19 protein-coding genes and 2 pseudogenes are annotated in these 14,997 nt (G+C 36.4%); 15 read left to right on the forward strand and 6 right to left on the reverse strand.

Annotated features, from left to right (window positions below; all coding sequences use genetic code 11):
• Positions 1-539 (reverse strand): tyrosine-type recombinase/integrase (locus tag WQ57_RS21100; protein ID WP_046525724.1); only part of this gene is annotated, 539 nt, incomplete at its 3' end.
• Positions 540-1,044: 505 nt separating this feature from the next.
• Here WQ57_RS21100 and WQ57_RS26330 point away from each other — a divergent pair.
• Positions 1,045-1,335: an RNA polymerase alpha subunit C-terminal domain-containing protein gene (locus WQ57_RS26330; protein ID WP_084820347.1), complete on the forward strand. Its 291-nt coding sequence runs from the start codon at positions 1,045-1,047 to the stop codon at positions 1,333-1,335.
• 160 nt (positions 1,336-1,495) lie between these two features.
• Here the strand turns inward: WQ57_RS26330 and WQ57_RS21105 are convergent, their stop codons facing one another.
• Positions 1,496-2,842, reverse strand: coding sequence for a TrkH family potassium uptake protein (locus tag WQ57_RS21105; RefSeq protein ID WP_479494828.1), 1,347 nt, complete (start codon positions 2,840-2,842; stop codon positions 1,496-1,498).
• A 294-nt stretch (positions 2,843-3,136) separates the two neighbouring features.
• On the opposite strand from WQ57_RS21105, the gene WQ57_RS21115 reads away from it, so the two are divergent.
• From WQ57_RS21115 to WQ57_RS21135, 6 genes and pseudogenes are all read left to right on the forward strand, one after another.
• Positions 3,137-3,388, forward strand: a complete 252-nt coding sequence (locus tag WQ57_RS21115) for a hypothetical protein (RefSeq protein WP_046525726.1) — start codon at positions 3,137-3,139, stop codon at positions 3,386-3,388.
• Positions 3,389-3,571: 183 nt separating this feature from the next.
• A complete protein-coding gene (locus WQ57_RS21120; RefSeq protein WP_046525727.1) occupies positions 3,572-3,904 on the forward strand; it encodes a hypothetical protein in 333 nt (110 codons plus the stop codon).
• 168 nt (positions 3,905-4,072) lie between these two features.
• Positions 4,073-4,624 (forward strand): hypothetical protein, encoded by a 552-nt coding sequence (locus WQ57_RS21125; protein ID WP_046525728.1) that lies wholly within the window; start codon positions 4,073-4,075, stop codon positions 4,622-4,624.
• A gap of 222 nt (positions 4,625-4,846) precedes the next feature.
• Positions 4,847-5,287, forward strand: coding sequence for a hypothetical protein (locus tag WQ57_RS21130; RefSeq protein WP_241481606.1), 441 nt, complete (start codon positions 4,847-4,849; stop codon positions 5,285-5,287).
• A gap of 340 nt (positions 5,288-5,627) precedes the next feature.
• Positions 5,628-5,750: a hypothetical protein gene (locus tag WQ57_RS27375; protein WP_277620310.1), complete on the forward strand. Its 123-nt coding sequence runs from the start codon at positions 5,628-5,630 to the stop codon at positions 5,748-5,750.
• A gap of 387 nt (positions 5,751-6,137) precedes the next feature.
• Positions 6,138-6,598, forward strand: a pseudogene (locus tag WQ57_RS21135) (DUF2199 domain-containing protein).
• 339 nt (positions 6,599-6,937) lie between these two features.
• Here WQ57_RS21135 and WQ57_RS21140 read toward each other — a convergent pair.
• Positions 6,938-7,756 carry a mechanosensitive ion channel family protein gene (locus WQ57_RS21140; protein ID WP_046525730.1) on the reverse strand — a complete coding sequence of 273 codons (819 nt, stop codon included), beginning with the start codon at positions 7,754-7,756 and terminating at the stop codon, positions 6,938-6,940.
• Positions 7,757-8,078: 322 nt separating this feature from the next.
• Here WQ57_RS21140 and WQ57_RS21145 point away from each other — a divergent pair, with 322 nt between their 5' ends.
• The 4 genes from WQ57_RS21145 to WQ57_RS21165 all read left to right on the forward strand — a co-directional run bounded on the left by WQ57_RS21145 (position 8,079) and on the right by WQ57_RS21165 (position 11,139).
• Positions 8,079-8,579, forward strand: coding sequence for a hypothetical protein (locus WQ57_RS21145; RefSeq protein ID WP_046525731.1), 501 nt, complete (start codon positions 8,079-8,081; stop codon positions 8,577-8,579).
• A 523-nt stretch (positions 8,580-9,102) separates the two neighbouring features.
• The gene (locus WQ57_RS21155) at positions 9,103-9,306 is read left to right on the forward strand and encodes a hypothetical protein (RefSeq protein WP_052948845.1); all 204 of its coding nucleotides are present in this window, start codon (positions 9,103-9,105) and stop codon (positions 9,304-9,306) included.
• Between the two features lie 581 nt (positions 9,307-9,887).
• The gene (locus WQ57_RS21160; protein ID WP_046525733.1) at positions 9,888-10,880 is read left to right on the forward strand and encodes a zinc-dependent alcohol dehydrogenase family protein; all 993 of its coding nucleotides are present in this window, start codon (positions 9,888-9,890) and stop codon (positions 10,878-10,880) included.
• Between the two features lie 13 nt (positions 10,881-10,893).
• Positions 10,894-11,139, forward strand: a complete 246-nt coding sequence (locus WQ57_RS21165; RefSeq protein WP_193787118.1) for a GNAT family N-acetyltransferase — start codon at positions 10,894-10,896, stop codon at positions 11,137-11,139.
• 34 nt (positions 11,140-11,173) lie between these two features.
• Here WQ57_RS21165 and WQ57_RS27565 read toward each other — a convergent pair whose 3' ends face one another.
• Entirely contained in the window at positions 11,174-11,320 is a 147-nt protein-coding gene (locus WQ57_RS27565) for a TMEM164 family acyltransferase (RefSeq protein ID WP_479494829.1), read from the reverse strand.
• 701 nt (positions 11,321-12,021) lie between these two features.
• On the opposite strand from WQ57_RS27565, the pseudogene WQ57_RS21175 reads away from it, so the two are divergent.
• The 3 genes and pseudogenes from WQ57_RS21175 to WQ57_RS21185 all read left to right on the forward strand — a co-directional run.
• Positions 12,022-12,327 (forward strand): annotated as a pseudogene (locus tag WQ57_RS21175) (DUF2199 domain-containing protein); the annotation flags it as partial.
• 178 nt (positions 12,328-12,505) lie between these two features.
• Positions 12,506-12,943: a PH domain-containing protein gene (locus tag WQ57_RS21180; protein ID WP_046525735.1), complete on the forward strand. Its 438-nt coding sequence runs from the start codon at positions 12,506-12,508 to the stop codon at positions 12,941-12,943.
• A 171-nt stretch (positions 12,944-13,114) separates the two neighbouring features.
• Positions 13,115-13,570 (forward strand): CBO0543 family protein, encoded by a 456-nt coding sequence (locus WQ57_RS21185; RefSeq protein ID WP_046525736.1) that lies wholly within the window; start codon positions 13,115-13,117, stop codon positions 13,568-13,570.
• Positions 13,571-13,773: 203 nt separating this feature from the next.
• On the opposite strand, the gene WQ57_RS27440 is transcribed toward WQ57_RS21185, so the two are convergent.
• Positions 13,774-13,971, reverse strand: a complete 198-nt coding sequence (locus WQ57_RS27440; RefSeq protein ID WP_338151916.1) for a tyrosine-type recombinase/integrase — start codon at positions 13,969-13,971, stop codon at positions 13,774-13,776.
• A 374-nt stretch (positions 13,972-14,345) separates the two neighbouring features.
• The gene (locus WQ57_RS27445) at positions 14,346-14,483 is read right to left on the reverse strand and encodes a hypothetical protein (protein WP_156183195.1); all 138 of its coding nucleotides are present in this window, start codon (positions 14,481-14,483) and stop codon (positions 14,346-14,348) included.
• Between the two features lie 155 nt (positions 14,484-14,638).
• Between WQ57_RS27445 and WQ57_RS21195 the strand changes: the two genes are divergently transcribed.
• On the forward strand, positions 14,639-14,997 hold a 359-nt coding region (locus WQ57_RS21195; RefSeq protein WP_046525737.1), incomplete at its 3' end, for an SDR family oxidoreductase.

The raw sequence follows: 14,997 nt of genomic DNA on the forward strand, positions 1-14,997 counted from the left end.
TTAAGCCAGATTTCGGCTCGTATATTAAAATAAACCTCATGTTCCTTGTCTCCTTTTCCCCTGACAATTGCGGAACGGTTGGACCAATTTATGCAATAACGTTCAAGCGAAACAATTTCCCCGATCCTGCATCCTGTCGAGAACATAAATTCAAACAAGGCCTTTTCCATCGGACTAACACATGCTTCACGCAGAAGTTCGATTTCTCTTTCAGTTAAGAACTTCGGTATGCGTTTTCCGACCTTCGGTTCCTTTATCTTTGATGCAGGGTTATATTTTATATGACCTTCTTCGTGGCACCAACGGAATAAGGATTTCATAAACCGTATCCTATGTGCCATACTGGATGGCTTTAGGGCCGCCGCTGAATTATTAAGGTATTCCTTCAAATTTTCTGTGTTAAGGGTGGCTATTTCTGCATCCTTGAAATATAGCACAAGCAACTTTGCCTGAATGCCATAAGCTTTTATTGTATACGGTGAAAAGCCCTCAATTCGTTTGTCGGCTGCATATGTTTCCCACGCTTTTGATATTAACAACCCAATCCCTCCGTTTAAACTCTACTTTTAAGAGGAATTATTGCCTGGATTATCGAAATATAGACTTGTTAAGCTAAAGGGGCAGGTTAGTGAAATAAGGGTTATTGTAAAAATTATTAATAAGGGAATCTTTATCGCTTTTCAATAAAAGGGGAGAGTTTTTTTGAACAACTTAATTCTATATTGGAGGATATTTGTCATAGTAGCGTTAGTGGTGCTTTTCTTGACCAATGTTATAAGTCAATTCATCTTCCTATCAGTTCTATCAGGAATTATTATCTTTGTTGGGGTTCCTTGGTTATATACTAAGGTAATGAAAAAATAGCATTCAACATGTAAAGGATTGTACTTAAACAAACGGTTGCGCTGACCCAAAAAGGGTTAACCGCCTTTTTTGTTGAATTCCTTATAGAACAAACGGGGCAGGATAGTTGAATAGGGACATACATAGATTTTGTTGGGATTGTACAACTAGGCTATATCATATTTGTTTGGAGGGATTATCCTGACAGTAGAAAAAAGTGTAAGGGTTTGTGAAAAGGGACATAAGTATTACAAAAATAGTGAGTGTCAAAGTTGTCCTACCTGTGATAAAGAGAATAAGCCTAAAAGGGGCTCCCTTTCGAAACTCAGTTCACCTGCAAGTAATGTCTTGGTTCACGAAGGGATTGACACTTTGCAAGAATTATCAAAGTTCACTAAAAAAGAGGTTTTAAAAATTCATGGTATTGGACCAGCTTCCTTACCTATTTTGAGAGCTTTATTAGAAGCAGAAGGTTTATCATTTAAAGAATAAATAAACTACAATATGTGTCGTACTTTACTTAACTAAACGGGTGCGTTGATCCAGGAAGAATTGGCCGCCTTTTTTGTGGAACTCCTTATTGAACAAACGGGGCAGGTTAGTTAAACAAGGAATAAAAAAAGAGCATATCCCTATGCCCTATAAATCAACCTTATCCAATTAGTATCTTTTCTTCTGCATAACGAACTTTTGGTTGATTCGAACGAATCGCAAGAGCAAAAGCCATTGTCAAAGGACCCACTCTTCCTATGAACATCATTATTGTTATTAGAATCTTTCCCCAAAGACTTAGTTCTGGAGTTAACCCCGCACTCATTCCAACAGTACCAAATGCGGAAACTGTTTCAAAAGCGATTACGGACATATCTGCTCCTTTCTCAGTAATCGTCAGTAAGAAGAAAATTATGAAACTAAAAAGCATTCCTGAAACAGCGATGGACAAAGCCCTCAATACAAGGGGGGGTGGGATTCTGCGTTTAAATACATTAACATCATCCCGATTAGTAACAACTGCCCAAAGAGCGAACAGGAGCAAAGCAAACGTTGTGACTTTGATTCCGCCGCCTGTTGAACCAGGAGATGCACCAATAAACATTAATGCCATCATATAAACAAGGGAACTAAGTTCCATTTGGCTAATATCGATTGTATTGAATCCTGCCGTACGAGGGACTACTCCTTGAAAGTATGCAGCCCACCACTTGTCAGTCGTTCCCAAACTTCCCAAAGTAGCTGGATTATTATATTCCAAACCGAAAATGACCAATGTACTAACGATATTAAGGACTAAAGTGAAAATTAACACTACTTTAGTATGAAGAGAGAATTTTCTTATATTCCTTTTTTCAAATATATCAGCGACAACGAAAAATCCAATACCACCGATTATAAATAACGAAGTAATAACAATATTAACCGTAGGGTCCCCTACCCATTTGCTCAAACTATCAGGTTCGAGTCCAAACCCCGCATTGTTAAAGGCAGAAATGGAATGAAATATTCCGTAGTATACAGCCTTCCCTACACTCATTTCCTGTGACCATCTGATTGCTAATAGTAAGGCCCCAATTGCTTCGACGATCAGTGTGATAATGATAACCCTTTTAACAAGAAGGATGACTCCTTGGAGTGACAGTGCATTCATAGATTCTTTAAGGAGGAGCCTCTGTTTAAACCCGATTTTTTTACCCAATATGAGAAACATTAAGATTCCGCTAGTCATAAAACCCCAGCCGCCCAGTTGAATTAGTGCAAGTAAAACAATCTGTCCAAACAAAGTAAAGGTAGTTCCAGTATCAACTACCGCCAAACCTGTAACACAGACAGCGGAAGTAGCTTCAAAAAGGGCATCAATAAAACTGAGGTGATGCCTGTCTTTGGTTGCACCAGGAATCATAAATAAGCAAGTCCCAATAAAGATTAACCCCAAAAAACCGAGTATTAAAATGTGTGCGGGGTTTAGCTGTATCGTTTTGTATCTTCGAAGAGTTTTTCGCATCATTATCCCTCTTTTTTGGACTGATTTTTTATAATATTCTCTTGTCATCTTTTTCAACCTGGAGTGCAGGTTTGAAATAATTATTAAGCAGCCTTCCTTTTTTGTAAACATTTATTTGAAAAAAGGATTGTGAATCAATGTTCTTAAGCAAACGGGTGCTGTGATGAAGAAGCTGATGGAAATACTCCAGATACTTCTCAGGATCAACCAAAATAAAATTCATAAAAGTGTCACCACAGTATCCCCTTCACTTTTTGAAAAAATTGTAAGATAAGGTGTAGAGGAGGGATAAATTTGTACAAATTAGAGTTTATTGACCACAGCACTAATACATTGTTCAGAGAAAAAAGCTTTATTACTCCTAGAGAAATGCACCAATACCTTAACAAGTTCAATTTGAAAGAAGATGCTGAGTTCACTTTTTTTGATGATAATTTATCACCCTTTTCTGCCGTCTTCCATAGCTTAGATTCATTTGTTGCTGAAAAACACATGGGCTTTAGAATGTATTTTAATTGCAGGTTAGAGAAGAGCTCAGTCATTTAAAATTTTCGGTTTGTTTTATTTGATAATAGTAATACGGAATGTAGAGGCATCTTGTTCCACAAACAGGTGTGTTGATCCAAGCAGGATTAGCCACTTTTTTTGTGGAATTCTTTATTCAACAAACGGGGCAGGTTAGTTGAACAAGAGTATGGTAAAATTCATACAAAAAAGGGAGGTTGGGGAATGCAAAATGACACTTTTATTAAAGTTATTTTAAGTGGAATATTAGTGTGTTTAATTGTAATTGCTTTCAAAATGAATACTAATGAGCAAATTCAAATACCACCATCTAATGTTGATATTGATAATCAAGGTAGGAGAGTTGTTCAAATTGCACCTAATAGAGTTGGAGTTATTGATACTGGAAATGGTAGTGGTTGGGAGCAACTTGTGGTTTTTGAATATAGCCCAGATACTAAAAAGTTTGAAGTAGTTGGGGCTTTAACATATGAGGATATTTTCGATCATCCAGAGGAGTATGGTATACCAACAAGAGATGATAAATATGGGAATTGAATGTTATAAGCTAAACGGGTGCATTGATCCAAGAAGGATTAAGGCACTTTTTTGTTGAATTCCTTATGGAACAAATGGGGCAGGTTTTTTTAATAAGGAATAATGAAGAAATGGGAAAATAAAAGTTGAAGTTCAACAGAACAATATCCATACTGGGGAGGGAATATAGTGAAAAAAACGAAATATTTCATTTCAATTATGTTAATTATTTTTATTGGTTATTTCTCTTATTATATTACTCAATATGATATTAAAGATAAAAAAACAGATATCCAGTCTAACTTAATGGTATGGATTAACAGAGGTTCACCAGGGATTATCCCTGAAGTCATAGACGTAGTTCAATTAGGTGATACAAGTTCGCATATCGTTTTATTACAAATTCAAAACGGGAGTTTCGGATATGCTCATCTAATTAAGGGGTGGAATGGAAAATTTAAAATCGACCATTCTGGACACGGAACAAACATTGTCCATTATCAAGAAATACAAACTAATAATGGAATGTACGGTGTACTAGTTGGAAGAAATCCAGATTTGAAAATTGACCATATTGTTGCTGATTTGTTTTATGAAGATTTTAGCTTTATATCTAATGTGAATGCCGAAGAAAAGTTTGTAAGGTATAAAAAGTTTTCCAAAGAGGTGAAAAAAACTTTTCCTGCCGAGTTAACTTACTACAACAATAATGGAACCGTAATTGAAGTTTCGGATTTATAAATCAAAAATACGGAAGGTTAAAGTTTTTTAAACAAATGGTGTAGGATAAAATTATAATTTGTGAAAAGGTGTACTTAAACGGTTGCTAATGTTGATAATCCAGCTGCCATTTGGCGGCTTTTTTCTTATTGAACTATAGGGGCAGGTTAGCTTAAGAAGGAATTAAAGACAATATGGCGAACTTCTTGTATGTATAAAATTACTCTGAGGTGCATTAATGAAGTGATTGAGTTAAAGGGAAATGATGATATCAAAGGTTTTTTAGAGATATTTGGTCATTTTCACGATAGCTGTTTGAAAGAGTTGTTAATGTGGACTGATAGTTACGTTGATGATGACCCGTCAATGAAAGTTGGAGTAGGGCTTGATACCAAGATACGAATGCTTTTTCAAAGGCAGTCTAATGTTCCAGCGGCAATTGAATTATTATTTGAAGGGGTTACGCATTTCCAACTTAAGCCAAGCCCAGAAAATTATGATTCAATCATCTATGATGCCAACCTTTTACTAAAAGATGAAACTTTTTATTGGACAGACTCCGTTGATTGGACACCCAATGACCATAACGAAGAAATTACTTGGATTTCAGCTAAAAAGGTTAAATGGCGGGAAGTAAATCACTGGATAGGGGAAGAAAGAAGATACAAAACTGTTGAGGAGTAAATACTGGCTATGTGGGTGTGTTGATCCGAGGATTAACGCTTTTTTATTGCCTCCCTTATTACGCTAACAGGGCAGTTTAGTTGAAGATCGAAGTTTATCCAGTGTCCAAGAATCGAGCCATTTTGTGGAAATAACTCAATGTCAATGTGAAAGCAGCAGCGAGTTTGAAGATGCTTTTTTCTTGTTTATCTGCTGTAATATATGGGAAAAGCAGGGGTGTCGCATGATTGTCTGTTGCAATCTATGGGGAACCGAACAAGACGTGAACATAGCTTTTTTGTTACAATACAAAGTCAATCAGATTTATTTGTCTTGCGATGATAAATAGGAGGTACGAACCATGTCAAAATTGTTGAAGGTTGCAAAACTGCTGAACAATCCCAAAGTGAAAAAAGCGATTATAGAAAAAGGGGTACCCATGATCAAAAAGGAATTTGAAAAAAGGAAGAATAGAACGAAGTAAGGCGATTGCAGGTTGTTGCGGTTGTCTTTTTTTTTCTGTAAAATCAGCCCGTAGATATGCCCAGAATATATTGTCATAAGGAATCGGCTTTAAGCAATATGTGCTGGATATGTTCGTTTAAAAATATGGGATACCTTCATAAATTCAGTGAAAGAACGCCAATCCCAGACATAGACGTAATTTATTGGTTGGTTGATCTAGGCAGGATTAACCGCCTTTTTTTATGGAAGTCCTTATTGAACAAACGGGGCAGTTTAGTTTAAGAAGGAAACAGTTGATAAGATATCGAATTTAACTAAATATCGATTTTGTGAGGGATACATAATTAGTAAATATAGTGAAGGTTATTTATGTAGATGTAGCGGAAAATTTCACGACGAACTTCCTATGAGTTATGGTAGTCCTGTTCCTGATTATTGTTACGATATACCATCAGAAGAGCAAGAAAAACGAATAGAAATGAATGATGATTTGTGCATCATCAACGATGAACATTTTTTTATCCATGGATGTATTGAAATTCCTGTAAAAGACGGAGAAGGACCTTTTATTTGGGATGTCTGGGTTTCATTAAGTGAGGCAAATTTAATAAAACCAATGACTATTGGGATGTGGAAGGAAGAGATGAAAAACTGGAATCCATGTTTGGCTGGCTATCAACTGATATTCCTTGTTATCCCGAAACAATAAATTTAAAAACAAATGTACATACTCGTTCATTAGGAATACGACCTTACATTGAGTTAGAACCAACTAACCATCCCTTAGCTATTGAACAAAGAAAAGGTATAACAATGGAGCGTATAAAGCAGATTGCTGAAGAGCTATGTAATGAGGAGGAACAATAATACCCTATTCGTCTTCAACTTAAGGGGCAGGTTAGTGGATTAAGAAAAATAAAAAAGCGAAGGAAACTGGAGTTTGTAGCCCTATACTCCATGCTTTCCGCGCATCGATCCAACCAATTTGTATATCAAGTTTTACCTCGATATGGTAAAGGGAATCTATTTGACCCTTAGTACGACCCTTAAGCTCAGAATCCTAGATTTGATATGTGGAGTGCGACGGGAGGGGGTCCGAACCACGCGGACTCGAATTCCATACATGCATTACAGAGCTTCGCTTGTTGTATTGATAAAAACATAGAAAAAAAGCAAGAAATATGAACTCTTGCTTTTATTTGACTTTTAATGGCTTGTGTTGAGGCTCTCAGCCATCATCAAGTCGTTCTTGTAGGCAGCGATCGCTAGTTCAAACCTCACCTTTTTGCCCGCTTCCACGAAATCCGCTTCCTTCACGAGACCTGATAATGAATATTGGTGACCCCTGTAATCCACGTTCAGTTGGGTGATTTGGTTGAATTTAAAACTCTCCACGGGAACTCCGTTCTCATCCTTCAACAGGTATTCACCGTATTTCTCGTTGCATGCTTGTGCTACTTCCTCCATCACCTTGAAGGCATCTTCCGGATTTTGTCTATAGTGGAGCACAAGGCTTTCGTTCACTCTGCGCCCTCCCCGGTTCCCGTTCTGAAGTTCCGTGATGTTGCTATAGGAGACCGTATAGAGGTATCCGTCATATTGGCGGATCTTCAGGTGGCGCATGCTGATTTCCTCAATTTTCCCCTGACGGTTTCCATTGATGATGACATCATCTCCGTGATGGATCTGGCGCTCAAACAAGTAGGTCAGCCCCATTATGTAATCGCGGATGATATGCTGGAGGATCAATGCCAAGGCACCTGCCAACACGACCGAACCAGCGACAAATTTTTCCAGGTCAAAGAAATGGCTAAGCAAATAAATAATGAAGAAAGCCAGTCCCAATACCTTTGTCACCTGGTTGGAGAAATGTATCAATGTCTCTTCCCGCTTTTCATCCAAGAAGCTCGTTTTGTCAAAGAAAAGCTTGATGGATTTACGGATAAAATAAACAATGAGTATAATTAGCAGCGCCACCGTTAAAATTTTTACGGGCAACTGCTGGAACAGTTCGAAGAAAAACAACCTATCACCCCCATACTTTTTTTACACTATACCAAAGGAATGCGGTTAGGACAAAAACCTTCCTTTCCCAACAAACCAATAGCATGGTTTCATTAAAAAGAATCGCTATCCGTGCTTCTTGAGAATCGATGTATTGCCGATAATGTGTTTTTCGCTACGGATTGGATATTTAAAAGTATATAGATAAAGGTCAATGAGGGAATTAATTCGGGGGAAGTTAATACCTTTTTTCGTTCTTATTGCACTAACGGGGCAGGTTAGTGGAAGAAGGAAATGTTAATTCAATATAGAATATCTGTGTAATAAACTTTCGAGGTGTGCTATGGGAAAACAGATAAGATTTTATATAGATAGAGAACTTGAAAAAGATTTAATTCATTTTGTTATCGCCAATGGTGGAGAAATATTATTTGAGGGAGAAAATCTTAAACCTATCAGTGTAACATCTTTGCCTGAACCCTTTTCAGGAAAAGGATGGTTTACATCGTACCTTTATAAAGCCGATTTTGGTGAATTGAAGTACATATCTCTACCTAATAAAAGATTGGTCATTGATTCTACAAAATCTCCTGTGATTGAATTTTCAAGAACCATTATAAGGAGCATAGGAAAAAATAAGGAGATTAGTGGCGGAAGATTTTGGCTGGAAATGAAATATTGGAATGGCGAAAATCAACTTGTTCAAAAACCAGTAGAACTTGATCAGTGGTATAAAGCACTTTCAAAGTGGATAAAAGAGCACGTACCAAAAGATAAAGAAAGCAATTCATATGTAAGTCCAGCAATAAAAGATTTATTAGCTCGGGGGTTTAAATTAATGTAGTTATTCAACCAAGGATGTGTTGATCCAGGAAGCATTTATACACCCTTGGTTGAACTCCTTATTGAACAAAACGGGGCAGGTTAGTTGAAGAAACTCTGTTAAAAAAGGGGTGTCGTATTGAAATTATTTATTCAAAGTGGGTTCTTTAATTTTACTGCTTATGTCACTCGTTTTGGCAGGATGTGGTGAGGACTCCCATGTAAAACAATTCTATTCGAGTGGTGAGGGAAAATATAAAATTTTTGCCGCTGGTATAGAGGATTTTGAAGACACACAATTAAGTAGTGAACCATATTCTAATAAGATTGAAAGTGTGTATATCGCAGCATCAATGGAAGTAGTGGAGAGAGACTTTGAGTATTTAGATATTAAGGAGAGTCCTGCTTTCGCTAACGGGTGTGTTGATCCAGGAGGGATTAACCGCCCTTTTTATTGAATTCGTTATTAAACAAACGGGGCAGGTTAGCTTAACAAGATTAGCTACAAACTAAAGGACATGAGTACAGAAAGGATATTGGTTGGAATGACCATTTTAAATTATCTCGGCTGTAATTTTATTTTGCCTTATAGTGAAGATGATAGTGATAATAAAATTTTGATTATGGAAAGTATTTCAGGCGATGAGGCACTGGCTAGTGTGAAAAAGCACTTTACGACTAAATATGTATATCAACTCTTTGCTCCTTGGGGCTCGGGTATTTGGTTTAATTCTGCATTAAGAACATGACAAAAAGCTACCCACCTCCCGGGACGGATAGCTTTTTGTACTCATAAGGGGAAACTGGTGCCTGTGAGCACCCTTAGTATTATAAGCAGGTTTTAAAAGTTCTATAACCAAAGAAAAAATCTATCCTGATTCGGGTAAGGATAGATTTTTTCTGCTTATTTAAGTTTTTGCTGATGCTTCGCAGCGTCATTTTTAATATGATCAAGAAAAGAGTGAATTATGCGATACTTACTCACATACTTGGCTTGAGGCAGTTAGAGATTGAAAAAACTGTCCCTCGCTCACTAAAAGGGACAGCCATACAGAGGAACAAACACCCTAATGCGGATTGAATCGTAGTATGTGCCAAAATAAATGTATACATTTGAAGACAAAAGAGCAGCTCTCGGGTGTTACATTTAATTTCTTTATAATGTGTCCCAAAATGTGAATTTTAGCTTCTAATTCAACCATAGGGTTTGTGTTGATCAGGAAGAGAATTAACGCCTTTTATGTTTAAAACCTTATTGAGCAAACGGGGCAGTTTAGTTGAAGATGATATAATTAAAAAAATCTAATTATTTTAAGGAGACTTTATAGTTTTGAATGCGAAATGTATTAAGTTCTACGAATTCGGTAGTCCTAAAAATGTGTTAAAAGTTGAATATAAAAGCATACAACCACCAAAAGATAATGAAGTCATTGTTCGCATGTTAGCACGACCTATAAATCCTTCTGATTTAATACCAATTAGAGGTGCATATTCCCATCGAATTTCGTTGCCGAATATTCCTGGTTATGAGGGAGTTGGTATTGTAGAAGAAGTAGGTCCTTTAGTTTCTAAAAATTATATTGGGAAACGTGTTTTACCTTTACGTGGGGAAGGGACTTGGCAAGAACTTGTAAAGAAATCAGCAGAATTTGCAGTTCCAATCCCAGATTCCATTGATAATTTTACTGCATCACAAATGTATATTAATCCAATTACAGCGTGGGTGTCTTGTACGGAAGTTTTAAAATTAAGACCCAATGATGTTTTGTTGGTTAATGCCTGTGGTTCTTCTATTGGGCATATTTTTGCCCAATTATCAAAGATATTAGGTTTTCGATTAATTGCAGTCACTAGAAATAATAAGTATACAGATGACTTACTACATCTTGGAGCGTCTTATGTTATCGATACATCTAAAGTTCAGCTCTATAAAACAGTTATGGAGTTAACAAATGGAATTGGTGCGGATGCTGCTATTGACTCTGTTGGAGGTTCCTCAGGAAACGACTTAGCTTTTTGTGTACACCCTAATGGTAATTTTTTAACCATCGGTCTTTTATCAGGGATACAAGTAAACTGGGCAGAAATTGTAAATAAAGCTAAAGTGAATGCTAATATGTTTCATTTACGGAATTGGAATAACAATGTCTCCATAAATAAATGGCAAGAAGCCTTTAGTCGCTTGATAAGGCTATTGGATGAGAAAAAATTACGTTTTAAGAATGTAGATTCTATGTACGACTTACTAGACATAAAAACGGCTATTGATGTTGTTGAATCTTCCAAGGAGACCAAAGGGAAAGTATTTTTAACAAGCTACTGAAATAAGGTTTAGAATGGCTACAGAAAAAGATTTAGAAAGTATTGTTTCAATGCTTGCAGATGATGTTTTGGGAAGGAAACGTGAGCATTATGAGCATCCACTTCCTAGTAGTTACATAAAAGCATTGGAGGCTACTACATCTGATCCTAATAACAAGTTAATAGTGGCTTGTAACGGTAATGAAGTGATTGGAGTTCAACACATCCGATTCATCGCCTTTTTAACCAAAAAGGACTATACAAAATATAAAAGCCTATGATCATCACTAACTCCATCGAAAATAGATACCACGGCTATGGACCAAGATAATTTATAGGTGAAGAAGTATTCCCTGGCTTATGCATGATATAGAGATAATTCGCCCGCAACCATTTATTTAAGAGAAAAATGCAAGCAGCAGAAAAGTCTACAATTAAAACGGTGGTCCAAATTGAACGAATTGAACGCTTTCAAGAAGAAAGAAAACATATAGTATGTTTTTTATGTCGTAAAATTATTCGATGAAATGACAAATTAAAATTCACCATTTATGACAGAATGTGAAGATACTACTCTTGAGGTGATTCTTATGGTTTTAAATAAAGATAATGCGAAAACCGAGATGTTTAACCAAAAAAGGGAGGGTGTTTATGACAAAGTTTATGATTTAAAGCAGAAGGACGATAATGTTACATCTTTATCATCAGCAGCCGCGAAATCGTCGGCCAAAATATCCGCTAAAAGATCAGATACAATGATCTCAGAATAAACCTAAGCGGGTTGGTTCCTTTAAAAACAGCATTGGAATGATCCGATGCTGTTTTTTTGCAAATAATCGTTGTTATCTTAATGTGTATAGATTATTTTCTATTTGGCTTTTCTTCTTCTTGAGACACGCCTTAAGGCGTTTTAGTTTTCTTTAAGCTAACGGGTCAGTTAGTTGAATTTGAAATCCTTATATAAGAAAGAAATTTAAAACCCCAAAAAAGCCTTAAGAGCTATATAAAACAAAACAATCTAATAATCGACATTGATTCAGTAGGATTAATGCCCTTTTGGGTGCGCCATGCATGGGTGCAAGGCTCAACAAAAAGAGGGGAGAAGGAACTTAATTACGGGCCTTCTTTTGAAAATACTTTTCCGTCCATATGGTGAAGGACCTTTTATTTGGGATGTGTTAGTTTCATTAAGCGAAGCTAATTTCAATAAAACCATTGAAAACTGGGATATTGAGGGAAGAGAAGAAGAGCTTGAGCCGATGTTTGGGTGGTTGTCGACTTCCATTCCTTGTTACCCTGAAACAATTAACTTAAAAACAATGGTTCACACCAGACCATTAGGTGTAACCCCTTATATAGAGTTGGAGCCAACTGAGCATCCCCTAGCTCTAGAACAAAGCAATGGAATACCAATGGAACGAATTAAACAGCTTGCCGAAGAGTTATGCGAACAAGATGAACAAGATTAATTGATTATATAGCGACTTATGATTCTGTTCTTAAATGAAGGTGCTTTGATCCAAGAAGGATTAAGGCATTTTTTTGTTGAATTCCTTATTGAGCTAAAGGGCAGTTTAGTTGAATAAGAGTCTAGATGATTGAAACCAATAATATGTGTTATTCGTATCAGAATATAGAGGTGATTAAATGTATTTTTCATCGAGAAAAGACTTATGGATGACAATTATTATTTGGTTATTCGCACTTCTTTTTATTGTTCCACCTGTTTTATTTCCTGATTTTGGAGTTTGGATGACCCCTGGGGTTTTGAACAAACAATGGATAAAGATTGTTATCCTATGGCCAGTTGGTTTTTGTTTATTGTGGATTTGGTTCAAAACTGGATATACAATAAAAAACAATTTTCTCAAAATACAATACGGACCCTTTAAGAAGGAAATTAGGATTGATAAAATTCAAAGTATTAGGGAAACTAGAAATCCATTTACAGCTCCCTCACTTTCAATGAACAGAATTGAAGTCAATATCGAAAAATATAATACGGTACAGATTTCACCTAAGGATATAGATGGATTAATAAAAGAGTTAGAAAAGAGGAATCCCGACATTCAAATGAAAAACTAGATAAACCAGATATAACTAACGAAGGGGTGGTTAATCCAGGAAGGATTAACCGCCTTTTTTGTTGAATCACTTATTAAACAAACGGGGCAGGTTAGTTTAAGAAGAATAATTTATCGGATAAATAATGATAATATGGTTGATTGTTGTTTTTTAAAAAACGAGGTGCTCCTCTTGGTAAAGCTATTTATAGTGACGGTTATATTAGTTCTTTTAATTGCCTTAAAAATGCCCAGAAAAAGAACTAGGCACGAGTTACTAGCTACAATACAGTTTGCATTATTAATGAATTTTGTAACTGATTTGTATCTTGATTTAAAGTACAAACTTTACTGGTATTTTGATAAAGAACAGATAGAGTGGTTGTACCTAGCTGTAGCCCTTGGTGAGATTGCTGTACTGGTTATTATTTTTAATTATTTTCCCCTGAAATCTAATGCCATTAAGAAATTTATATATATCTTGGGATGGACATGCATTCTTGTATTACTTGAGTTGTATGCAGTTTATATTAGAGTGTTACATTATGGTGAATGGAATATAATCTATTCGGCGGTGGTTTACTTTATTTCAATGTACATCCTTTATTTCGTATTAGACTACACCGCGGATAGAAGAGAGACTCAGTAATAAAGTCGCAATTTCCTCTTGAATTAACGGGTGCGAGAGAACAAAAGCAACGCCGAGAGCGTTGCTTCTTTACTTAGAAATATTTTTGGTAAAATTCCTGCCTTAGCCTTCCGCTCAACTGAGCATAAATCCGTGTGGTTTCACTCTTCTCGTGACCGACCCAAAAGACTTTGTATGACTTCAACAGTAGCTCCGTTATTCAACTAATGGGTTGCATAGCTGTGTCTGAGTTGATGAGGATAAATTTCCTTATTGATGGCCGCACTAGCTGATATTCGTTTTATGACATATCTCATTTGGGCAATACTCATCCTATGTGGCCGCCGCTCTGTCACAAATATGGCAGGATCCGTATCCTGGCGACCTTCAATGTACCGCTTAAGCCAGATTTCGGCTCGTATATTAAATAAACCTCACGTTCCTTGTCTCCTTTTCCCCTGACAATTGCGGAACGGTTGGACCAATTTATGCAATGACGTTCAAGCGAAACAATTTCCCTATCCTGCATCCTGTTGAGAACATTAATTCAAACAAGGCTTTTTCCATCGGGCTAACACTTGCTTCACGCAGAAGTTCAATTTCTCTCTCAGTTAAGAACTTCGGTATGCGTTTTCCGACCTTAGGTTCCTTTATCTTTGATGCAGGGTTATGTTGTATATGATCTTCTTCGTGGCACCAACGGAATAGGGATTTCATAAACCGTATCCTATGTGCCATACTGGATGGCTTTAGGGTTGCGGCTGAATTATTAAGGTACTCCTTCAAATTTTCTGTGTTAAGAGTGGATTTCTGCATCATTGAAATACAGGACAAGTAACTTTGCCTGAATGCCATAGGCTTTTATTGTATACGGTGAAAAGCACTCAATTTGTTTGTCGGCTGCATATGTTTCCCACGCTTTTGATATTAACAACCAATCCCTCCATTTAACTCCTCTTTTAAGAGGAATTATTGCCTGGATAATCGAAATATAGACTTATTAAGCTAAAGGGGCAGTTTTGTTGAATTAAGAACCCAATTTCTGAATATGACAATAGGGAGAAATTCATTAGAGTGGGAGTGTTTACTTTGAGGATATTGGTTACTGGTTCAACAGGACAACTAGGGTCAACTTTAGTTAAGCAACTAAAAGGTTCTGATTATAAAGTTAAAATAACTTCTAGAAGAAAACCTGAAGGATTAGGACATTTCGAGTGGGTTTATAGCGATTTATCGTCTGGTGAAGGATTAGAAGTAGCAGTAAAAGATGTAGATGTAATTATACACGCAGCAACAAGTCCGATTAAAAATTCAAAAATGGTCGAGGTTTTAGCTTTTAAGGAGTTTTTAGGTAAAATGAAACACATAAAACATTTTATTTATCCGTCAATTGTTGGGATAGATGAAATACCATTTAAATATTATAAACACAAATATGAAGCAGAAGA

Origin of the sequence: Mesobacillus campisalis, from assembly GCF_000986785.1 — a bacterium.
In the GTDB taxonomy this organism is placed as follows: Bacteria; Bacillota; Bacilli; order Bacillales; family Cytobacillaceae; genus Mesobacillus_B; species Mesobacillus_B campisalis.